This window comes from Xylanibacter ruminicola Ga6B6 (genome assembly GCF_000687715.1).
GTDB lineage: Bacteria > Bacteroidota > Bacteroidia > Bacteroidales > Bacteroidaceae > Prevotella > Prevotella ruminicola_B.
The window spans coordinates 95,595-122,062 of record NZ_JHXD01000001.1; the positions used below are offsets into that span (position 1 = coordinate 95,595).

At 47.1% G+C, this 26,468-nt stretch carries 24 protein-coding genes; 4 read left to right on the forward strand and 20 right to left on the reverse strand.

What is annotated here, in order from left to right; translation table 11 throughout:
* Window positions 1–50 precede the first annotated feature (50 nt).
* Window positions 51–1,712, forward strand: coding sequence for a nucleoside kinase (locus tag T500_RS0100395; RefSeq protein WP_028906464.1), 1,662 nt, complete (start codon window positions 51–53; stop codon window positions 1,710–1,712).
* Here the strand turns inward: T500_RS0100395 and polA are convergent, their stop codons facing one another.
* Complete coding sequence (polA, locus tag T500_RS0100400; RefSeq protein ID WP_028906465.1) at window positions 1,713–4,478, reverse strand: DNA polymerase I; 2,766 nt, start codon at window positions 4,476–4,478, stop codon at window positions 1,713–1,715.
* Window positions 4,479–4,565: 87 nt separating this feature from the next.
* On the opposite strand from polA, the gene T500_RS0100405 reads away from it, so the two are divergent.
* Window positions 4,566–5,540: a polyprenyl synthetase family protein gene (locus tag T500_RS0100405; RefSeq protein WP_028906466.1), complete on the forward strand. Its 975-nt coding sequence runs from the start codon at window positions 4,566–4,568 to the stop codon at window positions 5,538–5,540.
* A gap of 114 nt (window positions 5,541–5,654) precedes the next feature.
* On the opposite strand, the gene deoC is transcribed toward T500_RS0100405, so the two are convergent.
* From deoC to T500_RS0100495, 18 genes are all read right to left on the reverse strand, one after another.
* Window positions 5,655–6,590, reverse strand: a complete 936-nt coding sequence (gene deoC, locus T500_RS0100410; RefSeq protein WP_028906467.1) for a deoxyribose-phosphate aldolase — start codon at window positions 6,588–6,590, stop codon at window positions 5,655–5,657.
* Window positions 6,591–6,619: 29 nt separating this feature from the next.
* A complete protein-coding gene (locus T500_RS0100415) occupies window positions 6,620–6,946 on the reverse strand; it encodes a nucleotide pyrophosphohydrolase (RefSeq protein ID WP_028906468.1) in 327 nt (108 codons plus the stop codon).
* Window positions 6,943–7,191, reverse strand: coding sequence for a DUF4181 domain-containing protein (locus T500_RS0100420; RefSeq protein WP_028906469.1), 249 nt, complete (start codon window positions 7,189–7,191; stop codon window positions 6,943–6,945). Before T500_RS0100420 ends, T500_RS0100415 begins: the two co-directional genes overlap by 4 nt.
* Before the next feature lie 3 nt (window positions 7,192–7,194).
* Window positions 7,195–7,647, reverse strand: a complete 453-nt coding sequence (gene dtd, locus T500_RS0100425) for a D-aminoacyl-tRNA deacylase (RefSeq protein ID WP_028906470.1) — start codon at window positions 7,645–7,647, stop codon at window positions 7,195–7,197.
* Between the two features lie 326 nt (window positions 7,648–7,973).
* Window positions 7,974–9,809, reverse strand: a complete 1,836-nt coding sequence (uvrC, locus tag T500_RS0100430) for an excinuclease ABC subunit UvrC (RefSeq protein WP_028906471.1) — start codon at window positions 9,807–9,809, stop codon at window positions 7,974–7,976.
* Between the two features lie 105 nt (window positions 9,810–9,914).
* Complete coding sequence (locus T500_RS0100435; RefSeq protein ID WP_013063527.1) at window positions 9,915–10,442, reverse strand: adenine phosphoribosyltransferase; 528 nt, start codon at window positions 10,440–10,442, stop codon at window positions 9,915–9,917.
* 50 nt (window positions 10,443–10,492) lie between these two features.
* Complete coding sequence (gene mnmG, locus T500_RS0100440) at window positions 10,493–12,406, reverse strand: tRNA uridine-5-carboxymethylaminomethyl(34) synthesis enzyme MnmG (protein ID WP_028906472.1); 1,914 nt, start codon at window positions 12,404–12,406, stop codon at window positions 10,493–10,495.
* A gap of 4 nt (window positions 12,407–12,410) precedes the next feature.
* Window positions 12,411–12,812, reverse strand: coding sequence for a rhodanese-like domain-containing protein (locus tag T500_RS0100445; RefSeq protein WP_028906473.1), 402 nt, complete (start codon window positions 12,810–12,812; stop codon window positions 12,411–12,413).
* 20 nt (window positions 12,813–12,832) lie between these two features.
* On the reverse strand, window positions 12,833–14,413 hold the full coding sequence (locus T500_RS0100450; protein WP_051611795.1) for a S41 family peptidase: 1,581 nt from the start codon (window positions 14,411–14,413) through the stop codon (window positions 12,833–12,835).
* Entirely contained in the window at window positions 14,406–16,355 is a 1,950-nt protein-coding gene (locus tag T500_RS0100455; RefSeq protein WP_028906475.1) for a DNA topoisomerase IV subunit B, read from the reverse strand. The genes T500_RS0100450 and T500_RS0100455 overlap by 8 nt, the downstream gene beginning before the upstream one ends.
* Window positions 16,352–17,506, reverse strand: a complete 1,155-nt coding sequence (locus T500_RS0100460; RefSeq protein ID WP_028906476.1) for a hypothetical protein — start codon at window positions 17,504–17,506, stop codon at window positions 16,352–16,354. The genes T500_RS0100455 and T500_RS0100460 overlap by 4 nt, the downstream gene beginning before the upstream one ends.
* Window positions 17,507–17,576: 70 nt before the next feature.
* Window positions 17,577–18,737 carry a class I SAM-dependent methyltransferase gene (locus T500_RS0100465; RefSeq protein ID WP_028906477.1) on the reverse strand — a complete coding sequence of 387 codons (1,161 nt, stop codon included), beginning with the start codon at window positions 18,735–18,737 and terminating at the stop codon, window positions 17,577–17,579.
* 3 nt (window positions 18,738–18,740) lie between these two features.
* Entirely contained in the window at window positions 18,741–19,892 is a 1,152-nt protein-coding gene (locus T500_RS0100470; protein ID WP_028906478.1) for a hypothetical protein, read from the reverse strand.
* An 18-nt stretch (window positions 19,893–19,910) separates the two neighbouring features.
* Window positions 19,911–20,291: an FMN-binding protein gene (locus tag T500_RS0100475; RefSeq protein ID WP_155267389.1), complete on the reverse strand. Its 381-nt coding sequence runs from the start codon at window positions 20,289–20,291 to the stop codon at window positions 19,911–19,913.
* Window positions 20,292–20,321: 30 nt separating this feature from the next.
* Window positions 20,322–20,744, reverse strand: a complete 423-nt coding sequence (gene ybeY / locus T500_RS0100480) for an rRNA maturation RNase YbeY (RefSeq protein ID WP_028906480.1) — start codon at window positions 20,742–20,744, stop codon at window positions 20,322–20,324.
* Between the two features lie 2 nt (window positions 20,745–20,746).
* A complete protein-coding gene (gene coaD / locus T500_RS0100485) occupies window positions 20,747–21,196 on the reverse strand; it encodes a pantetheine-phosphate adenylyltransferase (RefSeq protein WP_013063844.1) in 450 nt (149 codons plus the stop codon).
* A 1-nt stretch (window position 21,197) separates the two neighbouring features.
* A complete protein-coding gene (ruvB, locus tag T500_RS0100490) occupies window positions 21,198–22,232 on the reverse strand; it encodes a Holliday junction branch migration DNA helicase RuvB (protein WP_028906481.1) in 1,035 nt (344 codons plus the stop codon).
* An 83-nt stretch (window positions 22,233–22,315) separates the two neighbouring features.
* Window positions 22,316–22,894 carry a LemA family protein gene (locus T500_RS0100495; protein ID WP_028906482.1) on the reverse strand — a complete coding sequence of 193 codons (579 nt, stop codon included), beginning with the start codon at window positions 22,892–22,894 and terminating at the stop codon, window positions 22,316–22,318.
* 78 nt (window positions 22,895–22,972) lie between these two features.
* Between T500_RS0100495 and T500_RS0100500 the strand changes: the two genes are divergently transcribed.
* Window positions 22,973–24,103 carry an SGNH/GDSL hydrolase family protein gene (locus T500_RS0100500; protein ID WP_028906483.1) on the forward strand — a complete coding sequence of 377 codons (1,131 nt, stop codon included), beginning with the start codon at window positions 22,973–22,975 and terminating at the stop codon, window positions 24,101–24,103.
* Between the two features lie 18 nt (window positions 24,104–24,121).
* On the opposite strand, the gene dusB is transcribed toward T500_RS0100500, so the two are convergent.
* Window positions 24,122–25,069 carry a tRNA dihydrouridine synthase DusB gene (gene dusB / locus T500_RS0100505; protein ID WP_028906484.1) on the reverse strand — a complete coding sequence of 316 codons (948 nt, stop codon included), beginning with the start codon at window positions 25,067–25,069 and terminating at the stop codon, window positions 24,122–24,124.
* A gap of 102 nt (window positions 25,070–25,171) precedes the next feature.
* Here dusB and T500_RS0100510 point away from each other — a divergent pair, with 102 nt between their 5' ends.
* A complete protein-coding gene (locus tag T500_RS0100510) occupies window positions 25,172–26,467 on the forward strand; it encodes a DUF2851 family protein (protein ID WP_028906485.1) in 1,296 nt (431 codons plus the stop codon).
* Window position 26,468 lies beyond the last annotated feature (1 nt).

Sequence of the window (26,468 nt, forward strand, 5' to 3'; positions counted from 1 at the left end):
AAAAATGTTATCTTTGCAGACAAAATAATTAAAAACTCAATTTAAGGCTTATGGAGAAGTTAGTAAAAATACATATTGTAAATAACGATAAAGATGTAGAGGTTCCTGTAGGATCTACTATCGAGGATGTATATGCTTTGTCGGGTGTAGAGATTGAGCACGGCCCCATCTCGGCACATGTGAATAATAAGGTAGAGGGTATGCACTACCGCTTGTACAAGCAGAAACAGGTAGAGTTTCTGGATATCTGCTCGTCGAGTGGTTCGCGTGCTTATACTCGCAGTTTGTTCTTTGTGCTTTGCAAGGCTGTGCACGATTTGTTTACGCCCTGTAAGGTGGCTATTGATATACCAGTTAGCAATGGTTACTTTGTAAATCTGAATATTGGTCGTCCGATAACGCTTGATGACGTTGGTGCTATCCGTCGTCGTATGCAGGAGATTATCGATGCAGGTTATCCTATCCATCGCCATGAGACATCTACCAAGGAGGCTATCGAACTATTTGATAATTTGCACAATCGTTCGAAAGTGAAATTGTTGAAGAGTACTGGACGATTATACACAACCTATTATGACATAGATGGTTACGTGGATTACTACTATGGTGCTTTGCTCACGAACACTAAACAACTTTACTTGTTCGGACTTGAGAAATATTTTGATGGTTTGCTGTTGCGTTTGCCATCGCGCGAGCATCCTAACGAGTTAGGAGAGATGTTGCATCAGGATAAGATGTTCGGCATCTTTAAGGAGCACCATCAGTGGCAGGATATCTTGGGCTTGCGCACTATCGGCGATCTGAACGAGACCATTATGAACGGTCATTCGTCGGAACTTATACAGATTAGCGAGGCGCTCCAGGAAAAGAAGATTGCAAATATTGCCGATGAGATTGCTCAGCGTAAGGGCGTAAAACTGGTGCTGATAGCTGGTCCTTCGTCGTCGGGTAAAACCACTACTTGTAAGCGTCTTAGCGTGCAGCTGGCCGTAAATGGTATCCATCCCGTTGGTATCTCGCTGGATGATTATTTCCTCGACCGCGAGCAAACGCCAAAAGATGATAAGGGCGATTACGATTTTGAGCACCTGCATGCCTTGAATCTGCCGTTGCTTAACGAGCAGCTTTCGGCATTGTTCAGAGGCGAGGAGGTAGAGTTGCCTCGCTATAACTTTCAGAAAGGAAAGAGCGAGTGGAGTGGTAAGAAACTGCAGTTGAAGGGTAACGAAGTGCTGGTGGTTGAGGGTATACACGCCTTGAATCCAGAGCTGACTTCGGAGATTCCTGGCGATCAGATTTTCCGCGTTTATGCTTCGGCGCTTACTACCATTCTGCTTGATAATCACAACTATATCCCAACTACCGATAACCGTTTGCTGCGTCGTATTATTCGCGACTATAAGTATCGTGGTGTGAGTGCTCAGGAGAGCATTCGCAGATGGCCAAGTGTTAGGGCAGGGGAGAACAAGTGGATTTTCCCGTTCCAGGAGAATGCCGATGCGATGTTTAACACAGCTATGCTGTTCGAGTTGGCTGTGATTAAGAGTCAGGCTGAGCCACTGTTAGAGCAGGTTCCAGAAAATTCGAAGGAACATGCAGAGGCTTATCGCCTGCTGAAGTTCCTTCGCTATATCCGTCCCATTCCTGAGACTCAGATTCCACCAACATCGCTGCTGCGCGAGTTCCTTGGCGGATCATCGTTTAATTACTAATTAGTGCGCCTCGAGCCAGTTTTTGCCAAAGCCAGAATCGGCTACGAGAGGAACACTCAGGTTGAGAGCATTCTGCATTTCTTCTAGCACGATGCTCTCAACTTTTTCTTTCTCTTCTGGGAATACAGAGAAGTTTAATTCGTCGTGTACCTGCAGAATCATTTTAGAGCGTATTCCTTCGGCTTTAAAACGGTTGTAGATGCGAATCATGGCCACCTTGATAATATCGGCAGCAGTGCCCTGAATCGGGGCGTTAATGGCGTTTCGCTCAGCAAAACCACGAACGGTAGCGTTGTGGCTGTTGATGTCTGGCAGATAGCGGCGGCGACCGAATAGGGTGGTGACGTAACCTTTCTCACGAGCCACTTCTTTAGATTTTTCCATATAATTGTGCACCTGTGGGAAGGTGTCAAAGTAGCCGTCTATCAGCATCTTAGCCTCGTCGCGTGGGATGTCTAGTCGCTCTGCCAATCCAAACACTGTGATACCATATATGATACCAAAGTTGGCGCGTTTTGATTTCGTTCGTTCGTCGCGCGTTACCTCTTCTATAGGCTTCTTATAGATGTTGGCAGCTGTGGCTGCATGCAAATCCTTACCCTCGCTGAACACTTTTATCATTTCTGTATCCTGCGAGAGATGAGCCATTACACGCAGTTCAATCTGGCTGTAGTCGGCTGAAAAGAACAGACAACCTGGCTCTGGAATGAATGCCTTGCGGATTTCCTTGCCATCCTCGCCACGAATGGGAATATTCTGCAGGTTGGGATCGGACGACGATAAACGGCCGGTAGCTGTAATCGTTTGGTTAAACGAGGTGTGGATATGACCAGTTTTTGGATTAATCAGCTTGGGTAGGGCATCAATATAGGTGCCTATCAGCTTCTTTAATCCTCTGTGTTCCAATATGTCAGCTACTATCTCGTGCTTGTTTCGGAGCTGCTGCAAGACCTCTTCGGATGTAACGTATTGTCCTGTCTTGGTTTTCTTGGCCTTCTCTACAATCTTAAGCTTGTCGAAGAGTATTTCGCCAACTTGTTTGGGTGATGCAATGTTAAAACGTTCACCTGCCAACTCGTAGATACGGGCTTCGATTTCGTTCATGCGGTTGGTGAATTGTTTTGACGTTTCGGCCAACGATGCTGTGTCCAGGCAAACACCATTCATCTCCATTTCTGCCAGTACAGGCATCAGTGGCATCTCTATATTATAGAACAGGTCTTCGCATTCGGCCTTCTTCAGTTCTGGTTCCAATTTATTCTTTAGTCGCAATGTGATATCGGCATCCTCAGCGGCATACTCGTATACTTGCGAGGGTAGGAGAGAGCGCATCGATTTCTGATTCTTACCTTTCGGTCCGATGAGTTCTTCAATATGGATGGTCTGATAGTTCAGGTAGATCTCAGCCATGTAATCCATATTGTGATGCAGTTCGGGTTGGATAAGATAGTGGGCAATCATGGTGTCCCACTTTTTTCCTTTCAGTTCGATGCCGTAGTTGCGAAGCACCTCAAGATCGTACTTCAAATTCTGGCCGACTTTTAAGATTTCTGGGTTCTCGTAGACGGGTTTAAAGATATTAACAATTTGCAACGCTTCTTCACGATTGGCTGGAACGGGCACGTAAAACGCCTCGAATTCCTTCACGGCGAAGCTCAAACCAACCAATTCTGCTTCGATTGCAGAGGTTGAAGTGGTCTCCGTGTCTAGACTGAGAATTTTGTTTGTCAAGAAATAGTCACAAAGTTTTTTCAAATCTTCCTGATTATCAACGAGTTTGTAGTTGTGAGATGTTGTTTTTAACGTCTCAAAACTCGTGTTTTCGTTCACAGCTTGCCCGTCGGCCGCAAATTCTGCAAAGAGATCGAGTTGCTGATTTATGACTTTTTGCGGTTTTTTATCTTTTTTAAGAACTCTGTCTGCGAAGCTTTTCATCTCCAGTTCGAGCAGCAATTTGCCGAGTTCGTCCTCGTTTGGTTCCACGAGTTTTAAATTCTCCATATCGAGCTCGATGGGTACATCGGTTTTGATGGTTGCCAGGAAGTAACTCATCTTGATGTCCTCAACATGCGCTTCTACTTTTTCACGAAGCTTACCTTTTATTTCTGATGAACGTGCCAGCAGCTGTTCAATACTTCCGAATTCATCGATAAGTTTAGCGGCAGTTTTTTCTCCCACACCAGGACAGCCTGGGAAATTATCTGCCGAATCGCCCATCAGTGCCAACAGGTCGATCACCGCCATAGGCGAGGGGATGTTATATTTCTCGCAAACCTCCTTTGGTCCCATCGTCTCGTATCCGCCTCCATGACGTGGACGATAGATGAAAACATTGTCGCGTACCAGCTGTCCGTAGTCCTTATCTGGGGTTAGCATATAGGTTTCAACACCGATGGAACCGGCTTTTTCGGCCAAAGTGCCAATCACGTCGTCGGCCTCGAAACCATCAACCTGCAGGATGGGTATGCGATATGCTTTAAGCAGATCTTTAATGATAGGAACTGCCTTTCGGATGTCTTCGGGAGTTTCCTCGCGTTGGGCTTTATAGGCAGGGAAAGCCTCGCTGCGGAACGTAGGACCATGAGGGTCGAATGCCACGCCGATATGGGTTGGTTTCTCTTTGGTGAGCACCTCGTTCAGCGTGTTCAGGAATCCCATAATGGCACTCGTATTCAAGCCCTTCGAGTTGATTCGCGGGTTTTTAATAAACGCATAATAGCTGCGATAAATGAGCGCGTAAGCGTCTAAAAGGAACAATTTCTGCATAACTTTCTTAATTTTCGCCTCAAAATTACCAAATTATTTTTTAATAACGGAATTATTTGTTATTTTTGTGCCAAAATTCTGATAATGATGGATTATTTATCGACTATTAGAAAGCCAATCGATGGCGATATGGACAACTTTGTTGAGTTGTTCAAGCAAAGTTTGACTCATGGAGATGGTATGCTTGAGCATATCTTGAAGCATATCCGCGAAAGGGGAGGGAAGCGTATGCGCCCCATGTTGGTTTTCTTGATGGCAAGAAACCTTGGCGAGGTATCGGATGTTACACAGAACGCAGCACTTGGATTGGAGTTGCTGCATACTGCCAGTTTGGTTCACGACGATGTGGTGGATGAGAGTTCAGAGCGTCGTGGTCAGCCTTCGGTAAACGCTGCTTATAATAATAAGGTGGCTGTGTTGGTAGGCGATTATATCCTGTCGACAGCCTTGTTACGTGTAGCTCTTTCTGATAATCATAGAATCGTACAACATCTGGCAGAACTCGGACGTAAGTTGGCTGCGGGCGAGGTGCTTCAGCTGTCGAATATTTCGAATCAGGAAATCTCGGAAGATGTTTATTATCAGGTAATTGACCAGAAAACAGCTGTACTTTTCGAGTCGTGCTGTATCCTTGGCGCCATCTCTGTAGGCGCATCTGAAGAGATGATTGAGAAGGCTGCAAAATTCGGACATAATGTGGGTATGATATTCCAGATTCGCGACGATATTTTTGATTATTACGATTCTGCCGAAATTGGTAAGCCAACGGGTAACGATATGCTCGAGGGAAAGCTTACTCTGCCTATCATCTATTCGCTTACACACTATTCTTCTTCTGCGATGTTAACGCTGGCTAAGAAGGTGAAGGAAGGTTCGATTAATAAGGACGAGATTGCTGTACTTATCGAGTTTGCCAAGCAGTATGGCGGTATTAAATATGCCGAAAGAAAGATGGAAGAGTTTGCCCGCGAGGCTCGTAGTTTTATCGATGAGTGCGTGAAACCTGAGCTTCAGGATTCGTTCAAGGCTTATCTCGACTACGTTATTCAGCGAAATAAGTAGGGTAGTACGCTCTTAATCCTTATACGAAAGTACTCCAGTCCTTACCTTAAAGGACTGGAGTACTTTGGTTAAAGGACTGCAGTCCTCCCGTAGAAGGACTGAGTCTATCCCTAATTAGAAAAATTTTACTTCCTCGCCGATAACCTCGCTCAACAGCAGGTTTGCCAGGCGTGATGTACCCATGCGGAACATCTGGTTGGTAAGCCATTTCTCGCCCAGAACCTCTTTTACGATGGTGTAGTATATCAGTGCGTCCATCACGCTGTTAAGGCCTCCAGCGGGCTTAAAACCAATCATAATGCCTGTCTGATCGTAGTACTCCTTGATAGCCTGACACATAACGTATGCAGCCTCGGGTGTAGCGGCGGGCTCAAGCTTACCTGTTGAGGTCTTAATATAGTCGGCGCCGGCATACATAGCCAGGATCGATGCGGTCTTGATGTTTGCTGCGGTCTTCAGGCAGCCGGTTTCCAGGATTACCTTCAGTTTCTTGTCGCCGCAAGCCTCTTTTATCTGCTGAATCTCGTCGATACAGGTCTCGTAATCGCCTGAAAGGAATGCACCTACGCTCAGTACCATGTCAATCTCGGTAGCGCCATCCTTTACGGCCAAACCAGTCTCGATTGTCTTTACTTCGATAAGTGCCTGTGATGAGGGGAATGATCCAGATACGCAAGCTACCTCGACGCCCTCGATCTCAAGTGTCTCAGAAACTACTTTTGCAAAGCGTGGATATACGCAGATGGTAGCTACGTGGGGTAGGTGAGGGTACTGTTCCTCGAACTGGTTTACGCGCTCGGTAAAGGCCAGTACGCTCTCGTCGCTATCGGTGGTTTTCAGAGTGGTAAGCTCAACGCTACCCATCAGGAATTTCTTCACTTCGAGGGTGTCGTTCTCGGCTACTTTCTCGGCAATGATTGTCTTCACTGCTTCCTTCACTTCCTCGTCGGTAATGTCAAGGTTGTACTTACTCAGAGCCTCTTCCATGCGGCTCTTCTGAGGCATCTCAAAGTGGTGATGATGCTCGTGCTCGTGATTGTGTTCTGCCATAATTGCTTGTTGTTATATTGTTAAAACTGTTATGCTTTTAATTTCTCGTTGTGTATGTGGCGAAGCGAGTCGCGCTGCGTTTTCTTTTCGAGCGATTTCTCGAGTTCAGCTGTGAGGTCAACGCCTGTTTGATTGGCCAGACAGAGCAGTACCCAAAGGATATCTGCCATCTCTTCGCCCAGATTGTCTTTCTCGCCTGGCTTAAAACTCTGATCGCCGTATTTGCGGGCCATCACACGGGCCAGTTCGCCTACTTCTTCGGTCAGAACAGCCATATTCGTCAGTTCTGAAAAGTAGCGTACGCCATATTCCTTTATCCAGCGGTCAACCGCCTCTTGTGCTTCTTTTATCGTCATTTTGCCATTACCATTTGAATGATTAGTAAGAAGATGCAGATAAGCAATATTACGATGTACTGCTTGTTTTCGCGCTCGTATTCCTTCCAATGAAAGGCTTTATAAAGAAATACTGCTAGGAACATCAGTAACCCCATGCCGCAAGGCCAGGCTCCGATGGTGTAGCTTTTTACCATCCCCAGCACTACGCCGATAATCAGTAGTAGGGCACTCGCCAGTTCTATTTCTTTTAGATATCTCTTCATCTGTTATTCCTTGTTCTTCGTGTCCATGCAGATGGTTACGGGACCATCGTTCAGCAGTTCTACTTTCATGTCGGCACCGAATTCGCCTGTGGCTACTTGCTTGCCAATGGCCTCAGATAGTTGTGCGATGAAGGACTGGTAGAGTGGGATAGAGTGCTCGTGAGAGCCGGCTCGGAACCATGATGGGCGATTGCCCTTTTTGTAGCTTGCGTACAGTGTGAACTGACTGACTACTAAGCAGTTACCATTAACATCGAGTATCGAACGGTTCATTACGTCGTTCTCGTCTCCAAACACACGCAGGTTGGCTATCTTTTTTACCAGCCAATCCACATCTTCCATTGAGTCTTCATCGCAAATGCCCAACAGAATCAGGTAGCCCTGGTCTATCTGTCCATTTACTTTTCCATCTATGGTAACGCTGGCGTGGGTAACGCGTTGTATTACTGCTCTCATTTCTTTTCTTTATTTTGCCGCAAAGATACGATAATATTTTTAAACTACCAAATTCAAAGGCTTATAAACGCTTGTTTTTTTTACTTCTTATTAAATTGTGACAATGACGGATGACAACATGACATTAAGGTAGTTGGAGAAGTTTTTTGTTACAATTGAATGTTAAAATTATATAATATTATATTATTATATTATTATTACTTTGGTATAATCTTTGTTTATTCTGGTTAATGTCATTTTGTCATTTGTCATCGTCACTTTTCCGTAATACGTGCCGGATTTTGCTACTATTAATACTTTTAATTGCTACTATTAATACTTGCAGATCAGTCTTTATTTTCAGGGTGGAAATGCTTGTATATAATCTGCGCTTTGGCGGGGCCGATAATATCGGATAGGGTAGGTAGTTCAGCCTCGCGTATCTTTTTAACCGATTTGAGGGCATTTAGAAGCTCGTCACGCGTTTTTGGGCCGATGCCCTTGATATCATCCAGCTCAGAGTGTAAAGCACGCTTAGAACGCTTGTCTCGATGGAAAGTGATAGCAAAGCGATGCACCTCGTCCTGTATCTGCGTGAGTACATGAAATAGTTCTGATTCTACTTTCAAGGCAATCTTCATGGGAGGGAATCCGTATAGGAGTTCGTTGGTGCGATGGCGATCATCCTTGGCAAGTCCTGCGATGGGAATATCCAGGTTCAGTTCGTCCTGTATAACCTCTCTGATTACCTCCATCTGCCCTTTACCACCATCGGCGATTATCAGGTCGGGTAGGGGCTGTTCTTCTTCAATCAATCGCGAATATCTACGATGTACTACCTCCTTCATCGATGCATAGTCATCAGGACCCACTACGGTTTTTATGTTATAACGTTTATAATCGCTCTTCGAGGGCTTCATTTTCTTGAAAACAATGCATGCTGCAACAGCATCTGTACCTGATATGTTCGAGTTGTCGAAGCATTCAATCTGGTAAGGTAGAGAAGGAAGATGCAGCTTGTCCTGCAGTTCTTTCATCAGTCGCGTTTGTTTCTGTTCAGGATTTAGTTTTTCGGCCTGCTTTAAACGGTCGAATTTATACTCCTTACAGTTCATAATCGATAGATCGAGCAGCGTTTTTTTATCGCCTAATTTTGGTACGGTAAACTTCACGCCTTCGAGTTCTACATCCACCTCTTTCTGAACGATGATTTCCTTTGAATCGCTTTTGAAACGTTCTCTGATTTCTACGATACCTAATTGCAGCAGTTCTTCGTCGGTTTCGTTCAGCTTCTTTTTATATTCGATAGTAAAGCTCTGGTTAATGCTACCGTTCGAAACGTGAATGTAGTTGATGAATGCCATCTTTTCGTCGGATGTAATCGAGAAAACGTCCACTTTATCGATGGTTTGACTAACCACCTGACTCTTGCTAACAAAGCCATCAAGAGCCAGATATTTGCGTTTTACTTCTTCGGCTTCTTCAAATCTTAGCTCTTCCGAGAGTCGGAGCATTTCGTCTTTTAAATCCCTCAATACTTCGCGTGTATTTCCTTTCAGGATTTCTCGAGCTTGAGCGATGTTCTTTTGGTAATCCTCGTAGGTTTGTTTGCCCACGCAAGGACCCTTACATTTCTTGATATGATAGTCTAAACAAACGCGATATCTTCCGCTTTCAACACCCTCTTTAGTGATTGGCTGGCGACATGTGCGTGGCTGATACAGTTCTTTTATCAGGTTCAGCACATCGTACATAGCATTTACTTTTGCGTAAGGTCCGTAATATGACCCCCAATGTTTGTTGATGGTACGTGTTTTAAATATGCGAGGGAAGAATTCGTTTGTGATGACGATAGAAGGGTAGGTTTTGCCGTCCTTCAGCAGAACGTTGTAGCGTGGATTGTATTTTTTGATGAGCGAATTCTCCAAGAGTAGGGCATCCTCTTCGGTATTAACAACGGTGTAGCTGATATCGAATATCTTGCTGACGAGCACCTTCGTTTTGAATCTATCTACTTCGGTGTGAAAGTAGCTGGAAACTCTGTTCTTTAAACTTTTCGCCTTTCCTACGTAGATGATGGTATGTTCCTCGTCGTAAAATTGGTAGCTGCCAGGTTTGTCTGGCAACCTACGTACGATACCCTTCAAATATTCAAGTCGCTTTTCGTTTTCTTCCTTCGTCATCTTTGTTTGCGCGTTTTGTTTTGTGTACCATTTTAATTTAGCAGTCCCGCGAATCCTTTGTGTTTAAAGGTGTTTCGCGGGACTGTGTTTCACGTGGAACAATTATTAGATGGTGAGTAACGTTGTCAGGTCAATGCCTTTGAACTCGTCTCTTCCATGTAAACCTTCGTCTGTAATTTCAATTATAAAATTGATGAATACCTTCTTGGGGTGGAAGTGTTGTACAAGTTTGTAAGCAGCCTTAGCAGTTCCGCCTGTTGCTAACAAGTCGTCGTGAATCAGAACTACATCGTCTGGCTCGATAGAATCGATGTGCATCTCGATAGTATCTACACCGTATTCCTTCGAGAACGATTCTTTAATAACAGTAGCGGGCAGTTTTCCGGGCTTTCTTGCCATTACGAATCCGCAACCTAATCTGGCGGCAAGGGCAGCGCCTAGGATGAAACCGCGACTTTCGATACCAACGATCTTGGTGATGCCCTTATCTTTGTAAAGCTCCACCAATTCATCCATCATGATCTTCATGCACTCGGCATTCTTGTAGAGTGTAGTAACATCTCTGAAGTTGATGCCCTTCTTGGGGAAATCTGGTATGCAACGCAGATTGTCAATCAATGTTTTGTTGTTCATAATCAGTGAGTTATGCTTGTTTGTTCTATTCTTTTGTTTCACGTGGAACATTATCTGCCCATCAGCACCAACAGTACATTAATGTCGCTGGGAGATACACCTGGGATGCGACTGGCTTGTGCTAACGTATCGGGCTGAATTTTCTGCAGCTTCTGTCGGCATTCGGTAGAAAGCCCATGCAATTCTTCGTAGTTAAAGCGTCCTTTTATTCGGATGTTCTCCAAACGGTGCATCTTGTCGGCTACCAGTCGTTCGCGCTCGATATAACCTTTATATTTCATACGAATCTCTGCAGCTTCGGCTATCTCTTCTTTACGATTAGATGGGCGATCAAGTGCTTCTTTCAGCGATGGAATCACTTCTGAGAGGTTCTTGAGGTTCAGCTGCGGACGGTTTACCAAATCTGAGAGCTTGCAGCCAAACTGGAGTGGGGTAGTACCAAGAGCTTCGAGTGATGAGTTAATCAGTCGAGGTTTGATGGCAAAGTTCTGACAGAAAGCTTCGATTTCTTCGATAGCTTGCTTTTTCTGTAGCCACCAGTCGTAGCGGTCCTTCTTTACAATACCTAATTCGTAGGCCTTTTCTGTGAGTCGTGCATCGGCATCATCCTGTCGCAACAGAATACGATATTCGGCTCTTGAGGTAAACATGCGGTAAGGCTCATCTACGCCTTTGGTTACTAAATCGTCGATTAATACGCCAATATATGCTTCGTCGCGATGCAGCACAAACTGCTTGTTGGCTGTATCACTACCAGCACAGCCTGCTTTAAGTGCTGCGTTAATGCCCGCTAAGGTGCCTTGTCCGCCAGCTTCCTCGTAACCGGTAGTTCCGTTTACCTGTCCGGCCATGAATAATCCATCTATAATCTTCGATTCCAACGAATGATTCAGTTGGGTAGGATCGAAGAAATCATATTCGATGGCGTAGCCAGGACGATATACCTTTACGTCTCTGAATGCTGGCATTTTCTTCAGTGCCTCTATCTGTACATCCATCGGCAGCGACGATGAGAAACCATTCAGATACATTTCGTTGGTATCCTCGCCCTCCGGCTCCAGGAATAACGGATGCTTATCGCGGTCGGGGAAGGTCACAAGCTTTGTCTCGATCGAAGGACAATAACGCGGTCCTATCGATTGAATCTGACCGTTATATAGCGGTGAATCTGCCAATCCGCTCTTCAGAATCTCATGTACTTCAGCGTTGGTGTTTACTGTCCAGCAAGGCAGCTGCTTTAATGCACCACCTTTATTCATATAGCTGAACTGATAGGGGCGTGTTTCACCTGGCTGGACTTCCAGATCTTCGAAATGAACCGAACGCTTATCAATACGTACAGGTGTGCCCGTCTTCATACGAGCAGCTGTTATGCCGTGACGGGTGATACTCTCGGTGAAATGGGGAACGGCAGGTTCGGCTATACGACCGCCTGGTACCATCTTTCTTCCGATATGCATCAAACCGTTCAGAAACGTTCCTGCGGTGATTACAATGCTCTTGGCGTAGATTTCTGTGCCCCAGATGGTACGTACTCCAACGGCACGGATATCGCCGCTCTCAGAGCCAGAAATGGGCTCTGTAAGTAATTCGTCGGCCTGATCCTGCCACACATCCAGATTATCGGTTTCATCGATTGTCTTGCGCCACTCCCAGATAAACTTGCCGCGATCGCATTGAGCACGAGGACTCCAAACAGCGGGCCCCTTACCTACGTTCAGCATGCGGAACTGGATGGAAGTAGCATCGGTTACCAATCCCATCTGACCTCCTAAGGCATCTATCTCTCTGACTATCTGTCCTTTAGCAATGCCGCCTATAGCTGGATTGCACGACATTTGTGCAATCTTGTTCATATCCATCGTTACCAGACAGGTCTTCGCGCCCATGTTGGCCGAAGCACAAGCGGCCTCGCATCCTGCGTGACCGCCTCCGATAACAATTACATCGTATTTTAATATCATATTCTTATTTTACCGTCTCCTTCTCGGCCTCTTTCCAAGCCGTTATGCCGCCTTTAAGGTTCAGTACCTTGTAACCTTTGGTTGCCAATTTTCCTGCTGCCATGCTGCTACGATGACCAGTACGGCAATAAACCATGATGGTCTTTTCCTTAGGCAGCACGTCTGTAGCATTCTTCATGAAATTCAGACTATCTTTCACATCGATGTTGATAGCGCCTTTCAGGTGTTCTGCATTATATTCCTCCGGAGTGCGTACATCTACCAGCACGCAGTCGTTGGCGCAGTTCTCGAGTGTTTTTTGGAATTCATCTACGTCAATTGATTTAAACGCATTGTTGTTGGCATTCTGTGCCCATCCCAGTACTCCTGCGGCCATGAGCATCATCGATAAAAACAGTTTTTTCATGATCAGTCCTTTCCTTTATGTTAGTTATTATTAGCAATGACTTCAAGTGCGCGCTTTACCATTGCGTTTTCCTCGTTGAAAACAGAGAAATACTCACTCATATCCCAAATATCACGAGCTATGAGAGCCTTCAATTGTAGACGCAGATAGGGCAGTGTTTTTTCGAGTTCTGCCTGATCCTTGGGCTTGATATTCTGTTTCTCACCATTCTTTAGAATGGTGTCTATCAAATCCTGTGGTACCTCATACTTTTCTTTGAACTCAGCGAACGATGGCCAGGCTTTCTTCAGCTGCTTGCGATGATTATCTACATAGCGCAGATTCTGCTGCAGAATGATGCTTTTGGCAGCCAGTTCGCGATGGAACTTGGTATAGATGGTAGTATCCAGCGGACAGTATTCGTCGGGCATGATGCCTCCACCGCCGTAAACTGTACGATGCTCGCGTAATGTCTGATATTTCAGCGAGTCGGCAAAGTGGATACTGTCTGCATTTGTCAGCTCGCCGCTTTTCAGTCGGTTAATTACATCCATTGCATAGTCGCGGTTCTCGCCTTTGGTGTAGGGCTTCTGAATACAACGACCTGATGGAGTGTAGTAATGTGCGATGGTGAGACGAATCATAGAGCCATCGGGCAGATCGAGTGGACGCTGAACAAGACCTTTACCGAATGTACGGCGTCCTACCACAATACCGCGGTCCTGATCCTGTATCGCTCCGGTTACAATTTCGGCCGCTGAAGCCGTATAACTGTCTACGAGTACAATTACCTTACCCTGACGGAAAACGCCGCTTCCATCGGCTTTATATTCGGTCCTGGGCACCTTTCTGCCCTCGGTGTACACAATCAAATCGTTTTTCTGCAGAAATTCGTTGGCAATATCCACCGCTGCCTTCAGATAGCCGCCGCCATTCTCCTGTAAATCCAGAATGAGGTGTTGCATACCCTGGTCGCGTAGCATTTTCAATCCCTCCAAGAACTCCTGATGGGTTGTAGCGCCGAAATTACCAATGCGGATATAGCCTATCTGTGGTCGAATCATATAAATGGCATCTACCGATTTTACGGGGATTTTATCACGTGTAACGGTAAATGTCAGACGGTCTTTGATGCCTTGGCGGATAACACCAAGTTTTACTTTTGTGCCCTTTGGACCGCGCAGACGTTTCATAATCTCCTCTTTCGACATTTTTACGCCAGCGATAGCCGAATCGTTTACCGATATGATTCTATCGCCAGCGATGATGCCTACCTTTTCTGAAGGACCATTTGTGACGGGCTGAATAACCAGCAGCGTGTCCTCGATAAGGTTAAACTGTACGCCGATACCCTCAAAATTGCCTGCAAGCGGCTCGTTGGCATCTTTCACCTCCTTGGGTGTGAGATACGAAGAGTGGGGGTCCAGCTTATCTAGCATGCCTCTGATACCGTCTTCAACCAGTTTTTTCTCGTCTACACTATCTACATAGAGGTTGCTGATGGCTATCTCGGCAAACTGCAGCTTGCGTAGAGGTGAGTCATCGCTGTTGTTGATACGGAACTGCGCGTGGGCATTCATCGATGCCATACACAGCAGCAAAGAGGCAAATGTCTTATTCATAAATGTCTTCTTCAGGGCGGTCTTCCTCAACCACCAGATTATCAATAATAAAGTTCTGGCGTTCCATGGTGTTCTTACCCATGTAGTATTCCAGCAACTTGGCTACTTGGTCGGTTTTGTGCAGTGTTACCTGCTCCAGACGCATGTCGGGACCGATAAAACCAGCGAATTCATCGGGCGAAATCTCGCCAAGACCTTTGAATCGGGTAATCTCAGGATCGGGCCCTAACTCCTCAATGGCCTTCTGTCGCTCTTCGTCGCTATAGCAGTAACGTGTGATGAAATCGCTCTTTTTGTCTGATTTAGCGTCCGCTTCGGCGATGGTCTTCTTGTTCTTAATCTTTGTGCGACGGTTACGAACGCGAAACAACGGTGTTTGCAGCACGTAAACGTGGCCTTTCTTGATGAGTTCGGGGAAGAACTGCAGGAAGAATGTGATGATGAGCAGGCGGATATGCATACCGTCCACATCGGCATCGGTGGCTACAATGACCTTGTTATATCTCAGTGTGTCCAGGCTCTCTTCGATGTCGAGAGCTGCCTGTAACAGATTGAATTCTTCGTTCTCGTAAACCACTTTTTTGGTTAATCCAAAGCAGTTCAGGGGCTTTCCACGCAATGAGAATACAGCCTGCGTGTTTACATCGCGGCTTTTGGTGATGCTTCCGCTGGCTGAGTCACCCTCGGTGATAAAGATGCACGACTCCTCCTTGCGGTCGTTCTTAACGTCGCTGAAGTGGATACGGCAATCGCGCAGTTTGCGGTTGTGCAGATTAGCTTTCTTGGCACGTTCGCGGGCCAGTTTTGTTACACCAGCCATTGCCTTGCGGTCGCGCTCGCTCTCTTTAATCTTATTCTCAAGTACCTCTGCCACATCCTGATGGATATGCAGGTAGTTGTCAACCTCAGTCTTGATAAAGTCGCCTACGTATTTGTTGATGCTCACACCGCCATCGGGCGACATAGTGAGCGAACCCAGCTTAATCTTGGTCTGGCTCTCGAACAGCGGCTCCTCTACGTTGATGGCGATGGCAGCTACGATACCTGTGCGGATATCGCCGTATTCGTATTTTCCGTAGAACTCCTTGATTGTACGGGCAATATGCTCCTTAAAGGCGCTCTGATGTGTTCCGCCCTGGGTGGTATGCTGTCCGTTTACAAATGAGTAATACTCCTCACCATACTGGTTAGCATGGGTAAAAGCTATCTCGATATCCTCGCCCTGCAGGTGAACAATCGGATAGAGTGCATCGCTGGTCATGCGGTCTTTCAGCAGATCCTCAAGTCCGTGACGTGACAGAATGCGGCGACCATTGTACATAATGGTCAGTCCGATGTTCAGATACGTATAGTTGCGAAGCATGTTTTCTACGATTTCATCGTGGAACTGGTAGTTGATGAACTTCGTAGCATCGGGCTCAAAGTAGATATATGTACCGTTCTCGTCCTGCGAAGGTTCGGTTACGTCGCTAATCAGTTTACCGCATTCAAAAACGGCCTTACGCACCTTACCATCGCGGTAGCTGTGCACCTCAAAATGACTGCTCAACGCATTTACGGCTTTCACACCCACACCATTCAGTCCGATTGACTTCTTAAAGGCCTTAGAATCGAACTTACCACTGGTGTTCAGAATGCTTACCGATTCAATCAGTTTTCCTTGTGGAATGCCTCGACCGTAGTCGCGTACCGAAATACGCAGGTTATCCTCTACGTTTACTTCGATTCTATCGCCGGCTTTCATCTTGAATTCGTCGATAGAGTTATCAAACACTTCCTTCAGCAGTACATAGATACCGTCTTCTGCTGATGTTCCGTCGCCCAATCGGCCGATATACATACCTGGGCGCAAACGGATATGCTCCAAACCTGTAAGGGTCTGGATATTACCTTCGTCGTAATTGACGGTTTCGGGATTAATCAGGTTGTTATCTTCGTTCATAGATTCTTTTTGAAACATCTTCTGCGTTTATGTTGAGTGTGCTCCAGATACTGCCACTGGCTCTGCACTTTCTCGTTTGTCTCCATTTCAACGTTGGTTTCACCCCACTTGAAGCCGTATTTCTGGTAGCGTGGGATGAGGTCGTAGAACAACAGTGCGTTAGCGCCCTTCTGCTGATATTCGGGCAGGATGCCTACCAGCATCAGGTCTACACACTCGGCCTTGTGGAACTTGAGTGCTCTCAAGCAATGCCACCATCCGAATGGCCACAAACGACCGCGACGACACTTCTGCAGCGCGCGGGTCATGGAGGTGATTGAGATGCCCACACCAACGATGTCGTGGTTAGGTGTGTTCCAGTCTTCAATCAAGCAAATCAAGTTCATATCCAGCATGGGGAAGTACATCTTCAGATACTCATCTATCTGAGCCTCAGTCATTTGTGAGTAACCGTAAAGATGTCCGAAGGTTTTGTTTACCACGTCGAGTACCTTGCGACCAATCTGTTCCTTACCAAACACCTGACTACGTTTGGGGTGTGCTGGGTGCAGGTTATAGCGCTTCATCACCAGCTCGGCAATCTTCTTGAACTTCTCGGGGATACCTTCTTTTGGCACGATGAGCTTGAACTCAACGTAGTCGTTATCTTTCTCCCAGCCGCCTAACTGCTCCAGATGCTTGGGGTAGTAGGGGTAGTTGTAGATAGTGGCCATGGTACCCATCTGGTCGTAGCCTTCAATCAGCATGCCCTCTGGGTCCATATCCGTAAAGCCTAACGGACCAATAATCTCTGTCATGCCTTTCTCGCGGCCCCATTGCTCTGCGGCATCAAATAATGCCTTGCTCACCTCTAAATCGTCGATGAAATCTATCCAACCAAAGCGCAAGCTCTTGCGGTTCCATGCGTCGTTGGCACGATGATTAATGATGGCGGCTATACGTCCAGCAACTTTACCATCCTTGTAAGCCAGGAAATACTCGGCCTCGCAAAACTCGAAGGCGGCATTCTTGTCTTTACTCAGGGTGTGCAAATCGTCGCTGAACAAATTGGGCGCATCGTACTGATTGCCCTTGTACAAGTCGTAATGGAAGTCGATAAAAGCCTCAAGACTTTTTTTATCTGTGACTTTTCTAATTTCTACTGCTGACATATTCTCTCTTTGTTCGTTAAGCTTAAAAACGATGCAAAGATAACAAAAAAGTGGCAAATAACAAAAAATATTATGATATTTTTCGGCAAACCAGCAGCAGATGGCCCTTCTCGGCACTTGTTGTGGCGAAAATATATACCTCGCCGCCGTCTTTCAGCTTCAGTCGCTTTCTCAGGTTGGCTACTGATAACGGGAAATTCCTTACGGCGATATTTGCTTGGGTAATGCCTGCCAAGCCTGTTTTCAGCTCTCGTTTGTTCATTGTGCATGTGCGTTCGATCACAAATCCGCGTCCAGGAAAATCGGGTATGATCTGCTCCGAGAGAAACAAATGACTGTTCTTATCGGGCTGACTGATGCCGAAACGTTGTGCTATGAGTTGGAAGCATCCGGCCTTCATCACCGATGCGTTGGGTTCGTACAGATATTGGGGATTTGATGGCTGCTGATAAAAATTGCGGATTTCATCGTTCGATGTGTAGCTGAATACCTGCCCGTCGTTTGCGCAGAACACCTTTAGATGATGGGTTTCTCGGTCGACGACCAAGAGCAGTTCTTTACACTCGTTGGCTACCGAAACGATATGAACTTCGCTTACATTTCCGATGTCCGAAACAGCCTTCTGCCAATCGAGCATGGGCGATAGTTTTATCATTACACGATCGGCTTTTTCAAGCATTTCATCGATAAGTTCCAGCACGTTTGGTGTGCAATCGGCAATGCCGTAGGTACGCCCGCCATGCTCATTGCGTCGGGCTGGGTCGATGAATATCAGATCGGCATGCTCCATCTGGTGCAGATAGGCCACACCATCGTTGCAAACTACGTTGATATGCTGTAAGCCTAAACTCACATAGTTAGCCGATGAAATGGCGCATAATGCTGCCTGCTGCTCTACGTGTACCGCTTCGGCAAAGTTGGTCGACATAAATGCCATATCAACGCCAAAACCAGCGGTTAAATCTACTATTCTCAGTCCTTTGCCGGCTATTTGGGCTTTATAGCGGGCTGTGGCCTCGCTCGAGCATTGCTCCATCGACAGGTGAGGCGGATACACAATGCCGTCGTTAGCCGCCCATGATGGTATTTTTACGCGCGCTTTTTGCCGGCCTGCTATCTGGTCGAGTGCGTACGTCATATCTACCTCAGGGTTCTTCTTGCCTTGAAGTGCCAGTTGCCGTACGTCGTCGTTAGCGTGACTACGGATGAATGCGAGCGTGGCCTCGTTCATTGTTTATAATGATGCGATAAAATCTTCGAACAGCTTGCGGTTCTTTCCAGGTGTGATAATGTGATGATTACCAATGGGGTGGGTCAGGAAGTATGAAGTCTGCTCATTATCAGTCAGTTGTATTACCTGTTGCGTGCGACAGAGGTCAGGTTTGGCCTGATTTCTAACCAACTCACCCTCGGCTACGAAACTGCGCTTCAGATCGCCTGAAACCTTGAATACTGTAACAGCTCCTTCCTTCATAAAACCTCTGATTCCAACGCCAATTCCTGACTCAAAATGTGTATCCAGCTCGTAGCGCTCAACCATATTTAATGGTATGGTGCAATGTGCAAACAACATCTCACCTGTTTCGGGGTTAATCTGCGATGGATTGGCTTGGAAACCTGATACACCCAACAAGGCATTGGTGATAGCCATCGATAACATGGCTGGTACATCGCCTTCGCAGCCGGCTACGATACCTTCGGCATTCAGCTTAGCCAAAGCCCAGCAACCAGTATTATGAACAGCCGTCAGCAAGTCGAAGCAACGCAGCGTAAAGCCCTGCAGATTATGCTTGGTAACAATGGCTTTCAGAGCCTGGTAGATACGATCGGGCATCTCGCCTTCGGTTACCTTGTCGATACCTTCTAAAAGCTCCGAAATGGGAACTTCTACCAACTCGATACCTAACTTGGTTTTTACGGCTTTGGGATCGGCTGCGCTTGAAATCAGCCAGTCGGAAGGTTCGCCGATAATGCCCAAGCGTGCACCATTCAGCTTGCGTTTGGCCTCCTGAACCTTCTGCAATGTCTGCAGTCGGCGTGCGATGTAATCGGCACTTCCGTGAATTATCTCGCCCTGCATGTAGTTCTGCTGCAGATACGAAAGAATCTCCATCGATGCCGCCAGCGAGTTGCTTTTACCTGATGTGAGCAGATAGAAAGGTGCTTGTGACTGCTGACGCAGCTGGGGCAGCAAACGCTTGAAAATGCCCTCGGTACCACCTGTGCGCACATAGATAACCGACAGTGTGTGACTGCCGTAATCGCTGTAATCGTTGCCTTTCAGCGTGTATTCAATCCCTAAGCTACCCAGAAACTCCTGAGTAACTGCTCCTACAGCCGCCTCGTCGTGCAGCTCCGAAGTGAGTGTATAAATAGCTATATCCATAGGCTTTTAGCACCAGAATTAGTGCTTAGAATAGTAATCCAATCCTAATTGTACGTTCTCGATAACAGCTTTCGATGAGTAGGTGGCACCTGTTACGGCATCAACCTTCATCTTCTTGGCATCCTTTATCTTTACGCCGTTCCACTTGTCCAGCAGGTTCTTCTTCACTTTCAGGAAGTATTTGGGCGTCTCCTGGTTCTTCAGAGCCTCAATCTTTACCACCTTGTTCTTCTGGATATAGATTTTAACTGGTGTAGCGCCCAGAAAGCCCTGCACATCCTTACCCAGCGAGGTGGTGTTAATTACTGTCATTCCGTTTTCCTTTGTCATGGTGTCGTCGGCCATCCAGCTCATCAGCGTGAGGGCAACAACCATCAGTGAGCAGCAGCTCACAGTCATCATCAATCTCTTCATATTTTTCCTAAAAACTTATTCTTCTTCTTTCAACATGGCAAGTGCCTTATCCTCAGCGGCTTCCATGATTTCGCGTTCGCCTGGACCCTTGTCGTTAATGCCGCACAGGTGCAGAATACCGTGAATGATTACACGGTGCAGCTCCTCGTCGTAGGGACGACCGAACTTGTCGGCATTGGTGAACACCGTATCGACAGAGATGTAGATATCGCCGCTGATGGTTTTACCCTCGCAGTAGTCGAAGGTGATGATATCCGTGTAGTAGTCGTGACCCAAGAACTGGTTGTTCACTTCGAGAATCTTCTCATCGTTCACGAACAAATAGCCGATTTCACCGACTTTCTTACCATAACTGGCTGCCACCTGGCGAATCCAGCTAGTAGTCTCTCGCTTCTTGATGTTAGGGAATTTCACTCCCTCTGCTTCGTATATAATCATAGTTAATGTTTTTTCGGTATATAAGCACTTACATCTACGCCAAAATGCTGCAGTTCGCGTACAGCACTCGATGATACGCTGGCCAGTTCTGGCTCAGTATAAAGAAGAATCGTCTCGATACCACCCAGACGGCGATTAAAATCGGCCTGCCATTGCTCATATTCAAAGTCGCTCGCTGTGCGCACGCCTTTTACGATGAATTGGGCGTTTTCGGCTTTGGCAAAGTCCATCGCTAAGCCGTGATAGGGTTTCACTTCTATGCGTGGATCGTCGGCATAGAGCTCTTTGATGGCCTGCATACGCTCTTCGGCTTTGGGCATATCGGGCTTGTGAACATTATCGCCAACCACGCCGATTACCAATCGGTCGAAGAGTGGCAATGCACGTCGCACGATAGAATCGTGACCAATTGTAAAGGGGTTGAAACTCCCCACGAATATTCCTGTTCTCATATCAGTCAAACAGATTGGGTTGCATAATGTTTCCGCCATAAGGGTTGCGACCGAAGTGCTTGTAAGCCAGCTCGGTAACCATACGTCCGCGAGGGGTTCGCTTGATAAAGCCCTCCATAATCAGGAATGGCTCGTACACCTCTTCTACGGTGCCTGCATCCTCGCCGATAGCAGTAGCGATAGTGGTGATACCCACGGGACCGCCACGGAACTTATCGATGATGGTGAGCAGAATCTTATTGTCGATTTCATCGAGACCGTACTTGTCGATGTTCAGGGCTGTGAGTGCCACACGGGTAATCTTGGTGTCGATGGTGCCGTTGCCTTTCACCTGTGCAAAATCGCGCACACGACGCAGCAAGGCGTTGGCGATACGTGGCGTTCCACGCGAACGGCCTGCAATCTCCAGGGCTGCGTCTTCAGTAATGGGCACACCTAAGATGTTTGCCGAGCGCTCGATGATGGCCTGCAGCGTTTCTGGCTCGTAGTACTCCAGGTGCATGTTGATACCAAAACGGGCACGCAAAGGTGCTGTAAGCAGTCCGCTACGGGTGGTAGCGCCCACCAGCGTAAACGGGTTCAAGTCAATCTGGATGCTGCGTGCCGACGGACCTTTATCAATCATGATGTCGATGCGATAATCTTCCATCGCGCTGTAGAGATATTCCTCTACTACAGGCGACAAACGGTGGATCTCGTCGATGAAAAGCACGTCGTTCTTCTCGAGTGAAGTCAGGATGCCGGCCAGATCGCCTGGCTTGTCGAGTACAGGCCCGCTGGTAATCTTGAAACCTACGCCCAGCTCGTTGGCAATGATATTCGAGAGGGTTGTCTTTCCCAGTCCTGGAGGACCGTGCAGCAAGGTGTGATCCAAGGGCTCGCCACGATATTTGGCGGCCTCTACAAACACCTCAAGATTCTCAACAACCTTTTTCTGACCGCTAAAGTCACTAAAGCTCAGCGGTCGTAAAGCGTTCTCAAAGTCCTTCTCGCCTTGAGAGTAACGTTCTTCGCGAATATCGAAATCTTCGTCTATCATATTTCGTGTGCAAAATTACGAAAAAAGCCACAGACTACAAAATAATCTGTGGCTATTTATAATTTTTCACTTTTCACGCTTTATTTTTTAAAGGCTTCATCGAGATCGGGATAGTCCTTTTTCTTCTCGTTGTCAACCTTCAGATAGTCTTTTACATCGAAATGCAGCATCTGTGCAACGATGCTTGATGGCCACTGACGAACCATGCGGTTCATCTTGGTAGCGGTATCGTTGTAAACCATACGCGACATGCGTACGTTCTCCTCGTACTCAGCCTGTCCTGCCTGGGCATTCTGATAAAGCTCGCTGGCTTTCAGTTCTGGATACTGCTCAACCACTACGTTCAGACGGCTCATCATCTGACCTAACAGGTCCGACTGGGCGTTGATGCCTGCTGGTGTGGCGGCTGAAGTGTGACCTCCGCGGGCTTCGATGGTCTGGATAATGGTTTCGCTCTCGTGCTTGGCATACTGTGCTGCCGTTTTAGCCAAAGCTACTACTGCATCGAAACGCGAATTAAGCTGAACCTCTATCTGGCTCAGGGCATTTTTGCACATTTCATCGAGACTTACCAGACTGCGCTGGGTTGAAATAAAGTAACCGATGATGAGAATTGCCAGTGCAACAATAATGCCGAAAAATACTCCTACTGCTTGCATAATTTAAAATTTTATGGTTTAATTGGGGCAAAGATACAAAAAGATTTCGTAACTTTGCCACCAAAACTTAAAAATTATATGAAAAAAGTGTTTTTGATAGCTTTCGCAGCTATGTTGTGCCAACAACTGATGGCCATTAAAACGATGCCTATTCAAGGCGAAGTCATCAAACCTACTGATGCTCACATTCAGTATACCGGACGTATCAGTTTTACTAACCCCGAGCGCCCTGCGTTCAACTTCCCTGGTGTGCAGATAGTTGCAGCCTTCGAGGGTACTTCTTTGCGCATGCTGGCCAAGCCTAAGAGTGGTTATTTTGTGGCTCAGATTGATAAGGCCGAGCCTTTCAAGGTAGCTTTTCGTGGCGAGCGCGACTCGTTGGTAACCTTGGCTACTGCTTTGGCTGATGGTGTTCACACCGTTAAGCTGATGTATGCCATCGAGGGTTACGAGTTCTTCCCTGAGTTCTGGGGCTTTGTGCTCGACAAAGGTAAAAAGCTGGTCGACGCGCCTGCTTTGCCCTCAAGAAAGATTGAATTCATCGGTAATTCGATTACCTGCGGTTATGGTAACGAGGGATTGAAGAAAGAAGAACATTTTGATTATGCAACAGAGAACCATTATTACTCGTACGCCTCGATGACTGCACGCAATCTGGATGCGCAGCACTGGGTAGTGGCTCGTAGCGGTATCGGTGCCTATCGCAACTATAACGGTCCCAAGACGGGTAACCCCGAGTCGAACATGCTGGCCCAGTACGAGTATATCGGTTATGCCTGGAAACCCGAACTGCGCAAGGAGGCTACCTTCCTGCAGGAGAAGTGGGATTTTAATCGCTATCAGCCTGATGTGATCTGCATCAATCTGGGTACCAACGATACTTCGACCAACAACTACGACCTGAAGCTGCTGAAGCAGAACTACAAGAAGCTGCTGCAGATGGTGCGCCTGCATAACCCCAAGGCTAAGATTGTGTTCCTGTCGGGTTCGATGCTGTATAACAAGGAGTTGCAGCAGGTGAAGCAGTTGCTCGACGAGGTGACTGCCGAGGCTAAGAAAGCTGGCGACAATGCGGTTTATCGCTTTGATATGGCGCCTATTTCGGGCAACGAGTGGTATGGCAACGATTGGCATCCCAATGTGTATCAGGACGAAAAGATGGCTGGCGAACTCACAGCCTATCTGCGTTCGCTCATGGGGTGGTTCTAAAAATGTGATTTAAAAGGATTAGCCCAACAGCTTTCGTGTATCCTCCAGTATCTGCATGAGCTCGCTCATGGTTTCGGCTCGCAGCATGGCGATACGGGTCTGTCGGAAATCGGGAATTCCTTTAAATATAGGTGTAGCAGCGAGGTGTCTTCTGGTATGGAGGATGCCTCGTTTCTCGTCTATGCGCTCCACGTTGATACGTAGCAGCTCCTCAAGGATGTCCAGCTTCTGGTTAAAGTCGAGCTCCTCGCGACTGAAAATCCAAGGACAGCCGAATGTGGCGCGACCAATCATGATGGCATCTACGCCGTAGGTCTTGAATGCCTCGTCGGCCTCGTCAAGACTGTGTATATCTCCGTTACCTATAATAGGAATATGTATCTTGGGGTTGCGCTTTACCTCGCCAATCAGTGTCCAGTCGGCCTCGCCTGTGTACATCTGACTGCGTGTGCGGCCGTGAATGGTAAGCGCTTTAATGCCGCAATCCTGCAGCTGTTCGGCCAGTTCGGTAATAATCAGCTGCTCGTGGTTCCAGCCTAAGCGGGTTTTTACTGTTACGGGCAGTTTTACGGCATCTACCACCTTGCTGGTAATCTCCAGCATCTTGGGTATGTTCTGCAGCATACCTGCACCAGCACCCTTGCCTGCCACCTTTTTTACAGGGCAGCCGAAGTTAATGTCGATCAGATCAGGACCGGCTTGCTCTACGATTTTGGCCGCTTCAACCATCGCCTCTACGTCGCGACCGTAAATCTGTATGCCTACGGGGCGCTCGGTATCGCTGATGGTCAGCTTCGAAATGGTAGATTTTACATCGCGTATCAGCGCTTCGGCGCTTACAAACTCTGTATACACCATTGCTGCTCCAAACCGCTTGCAAAGCAGTCTGAAACCAATATCAGTCACATCCTCCATCGGTGCCAAAAACACCGGGTTTTGTCCAAATTCTATATCGCCTATCTTCATTTCGGGTGCAAAGTTACGCATTTTTTCTGATATTATTTGGTTGATTGCAAATAATCGTGTATATTTGTGCACAAATTTTTTACTTATAGCTAAATAAACCATATGGAACAATTACTCCATTATACTTGGAAACTGAAGCTTTTTCCGCTGAAAGAGCTGCTCACAAGCGATGGTATGTTGGTTGAGGTGATCGATCCAGGCAAGCACAACAGCGATGCCGGGCCCGATTTCGTAAATGCCAAGATACGTATTAACGGCACCATGTGGGCGGGCAATGTTGAGATTCACGACAAGTCGAGCGACTGGTATCAGCATGGGCACGACAAGAACAGCGATTACGACAACGTGATACTGCATGTGGCCAAGGTGCTGGATACCGAGGTGATGAAGAGCAACGGGCAGTATGTGCCTCAGTTGCAGCTGGATGTACCTCCGCATGTACAGGCGCATTACGATGAGTTGCGCCGAACCGAGGAGTATCCGCCCTGTTATAAGGTGATTCCCGATTTGCCCTCGCTCACGGTTCACTCGTGGATGGCAGCCCTGCAGGTAGAGCGTCTAGAACGCAAGACAGCCGATATCCGAAAGCGTGTAGAGCGTTGCAATGGCTCGTGGGAGGATGGTTATTTTACCACTTTGGCCCGCAACTACGGCTTTGGCATTAACGGCGATGTGTTCGAACAGTGGGCGCAGAACGTGCCCCTGAGCGCTGTAGCGCATCATCGCGACGATTTGTTTCAGATCGAGGCTATCTTCTTTGGTCAGGCGGGATTGCTGGAGCTCGATGCTGTGCCCGAATGCTACCAGCAGCAGGCGCTTAACGATGGCTACTTTGCACGATTACGCAAAGAGTACCAGTATCTGGCGCATAAATTCTCGATGAAACCGATTAATTTCCGTTTGTGGCGGTTCCTTCGCCTGCGCCCGCAGAACTTCCCTCATATTCGCTTGGCGCAGTTGGCCAACCTGTATTATCAGCAGAAAGCAGGCTTGAGTCAGCTGATAGAGTGTGAAACCCTCGACGAACTGAAGCACGTGCTCAGCTCGCAGGTTACGCCTTATTGGGAAACCCATTACACCTTTGGCTCCGAGAGTGCTAAGAACGCCAAACATCTGTCGGTAGGCTCCATCAATCTGCTGATGATTAATACCGCCATCCCCATGCTGTTTGCCTATGGCCGCCATCAGTCAAAAGAGGTGCTTTGCGATAAGGCCTTCGAGTTTCTTGAGCAGCTCAAGGCCGAGAACAACCACATTATCCGCATGTGGCAACAGGTGGGTCTGCCCGTTAAATCGGCTGGCGACTCGCAGGCGCTCATACAGCTTAAAAAGGAGTATTGCGACAAGAAGGACTGTCTGCGTTGTCGCTTTGGTTACGAATACTTAAAACGCAAATAAT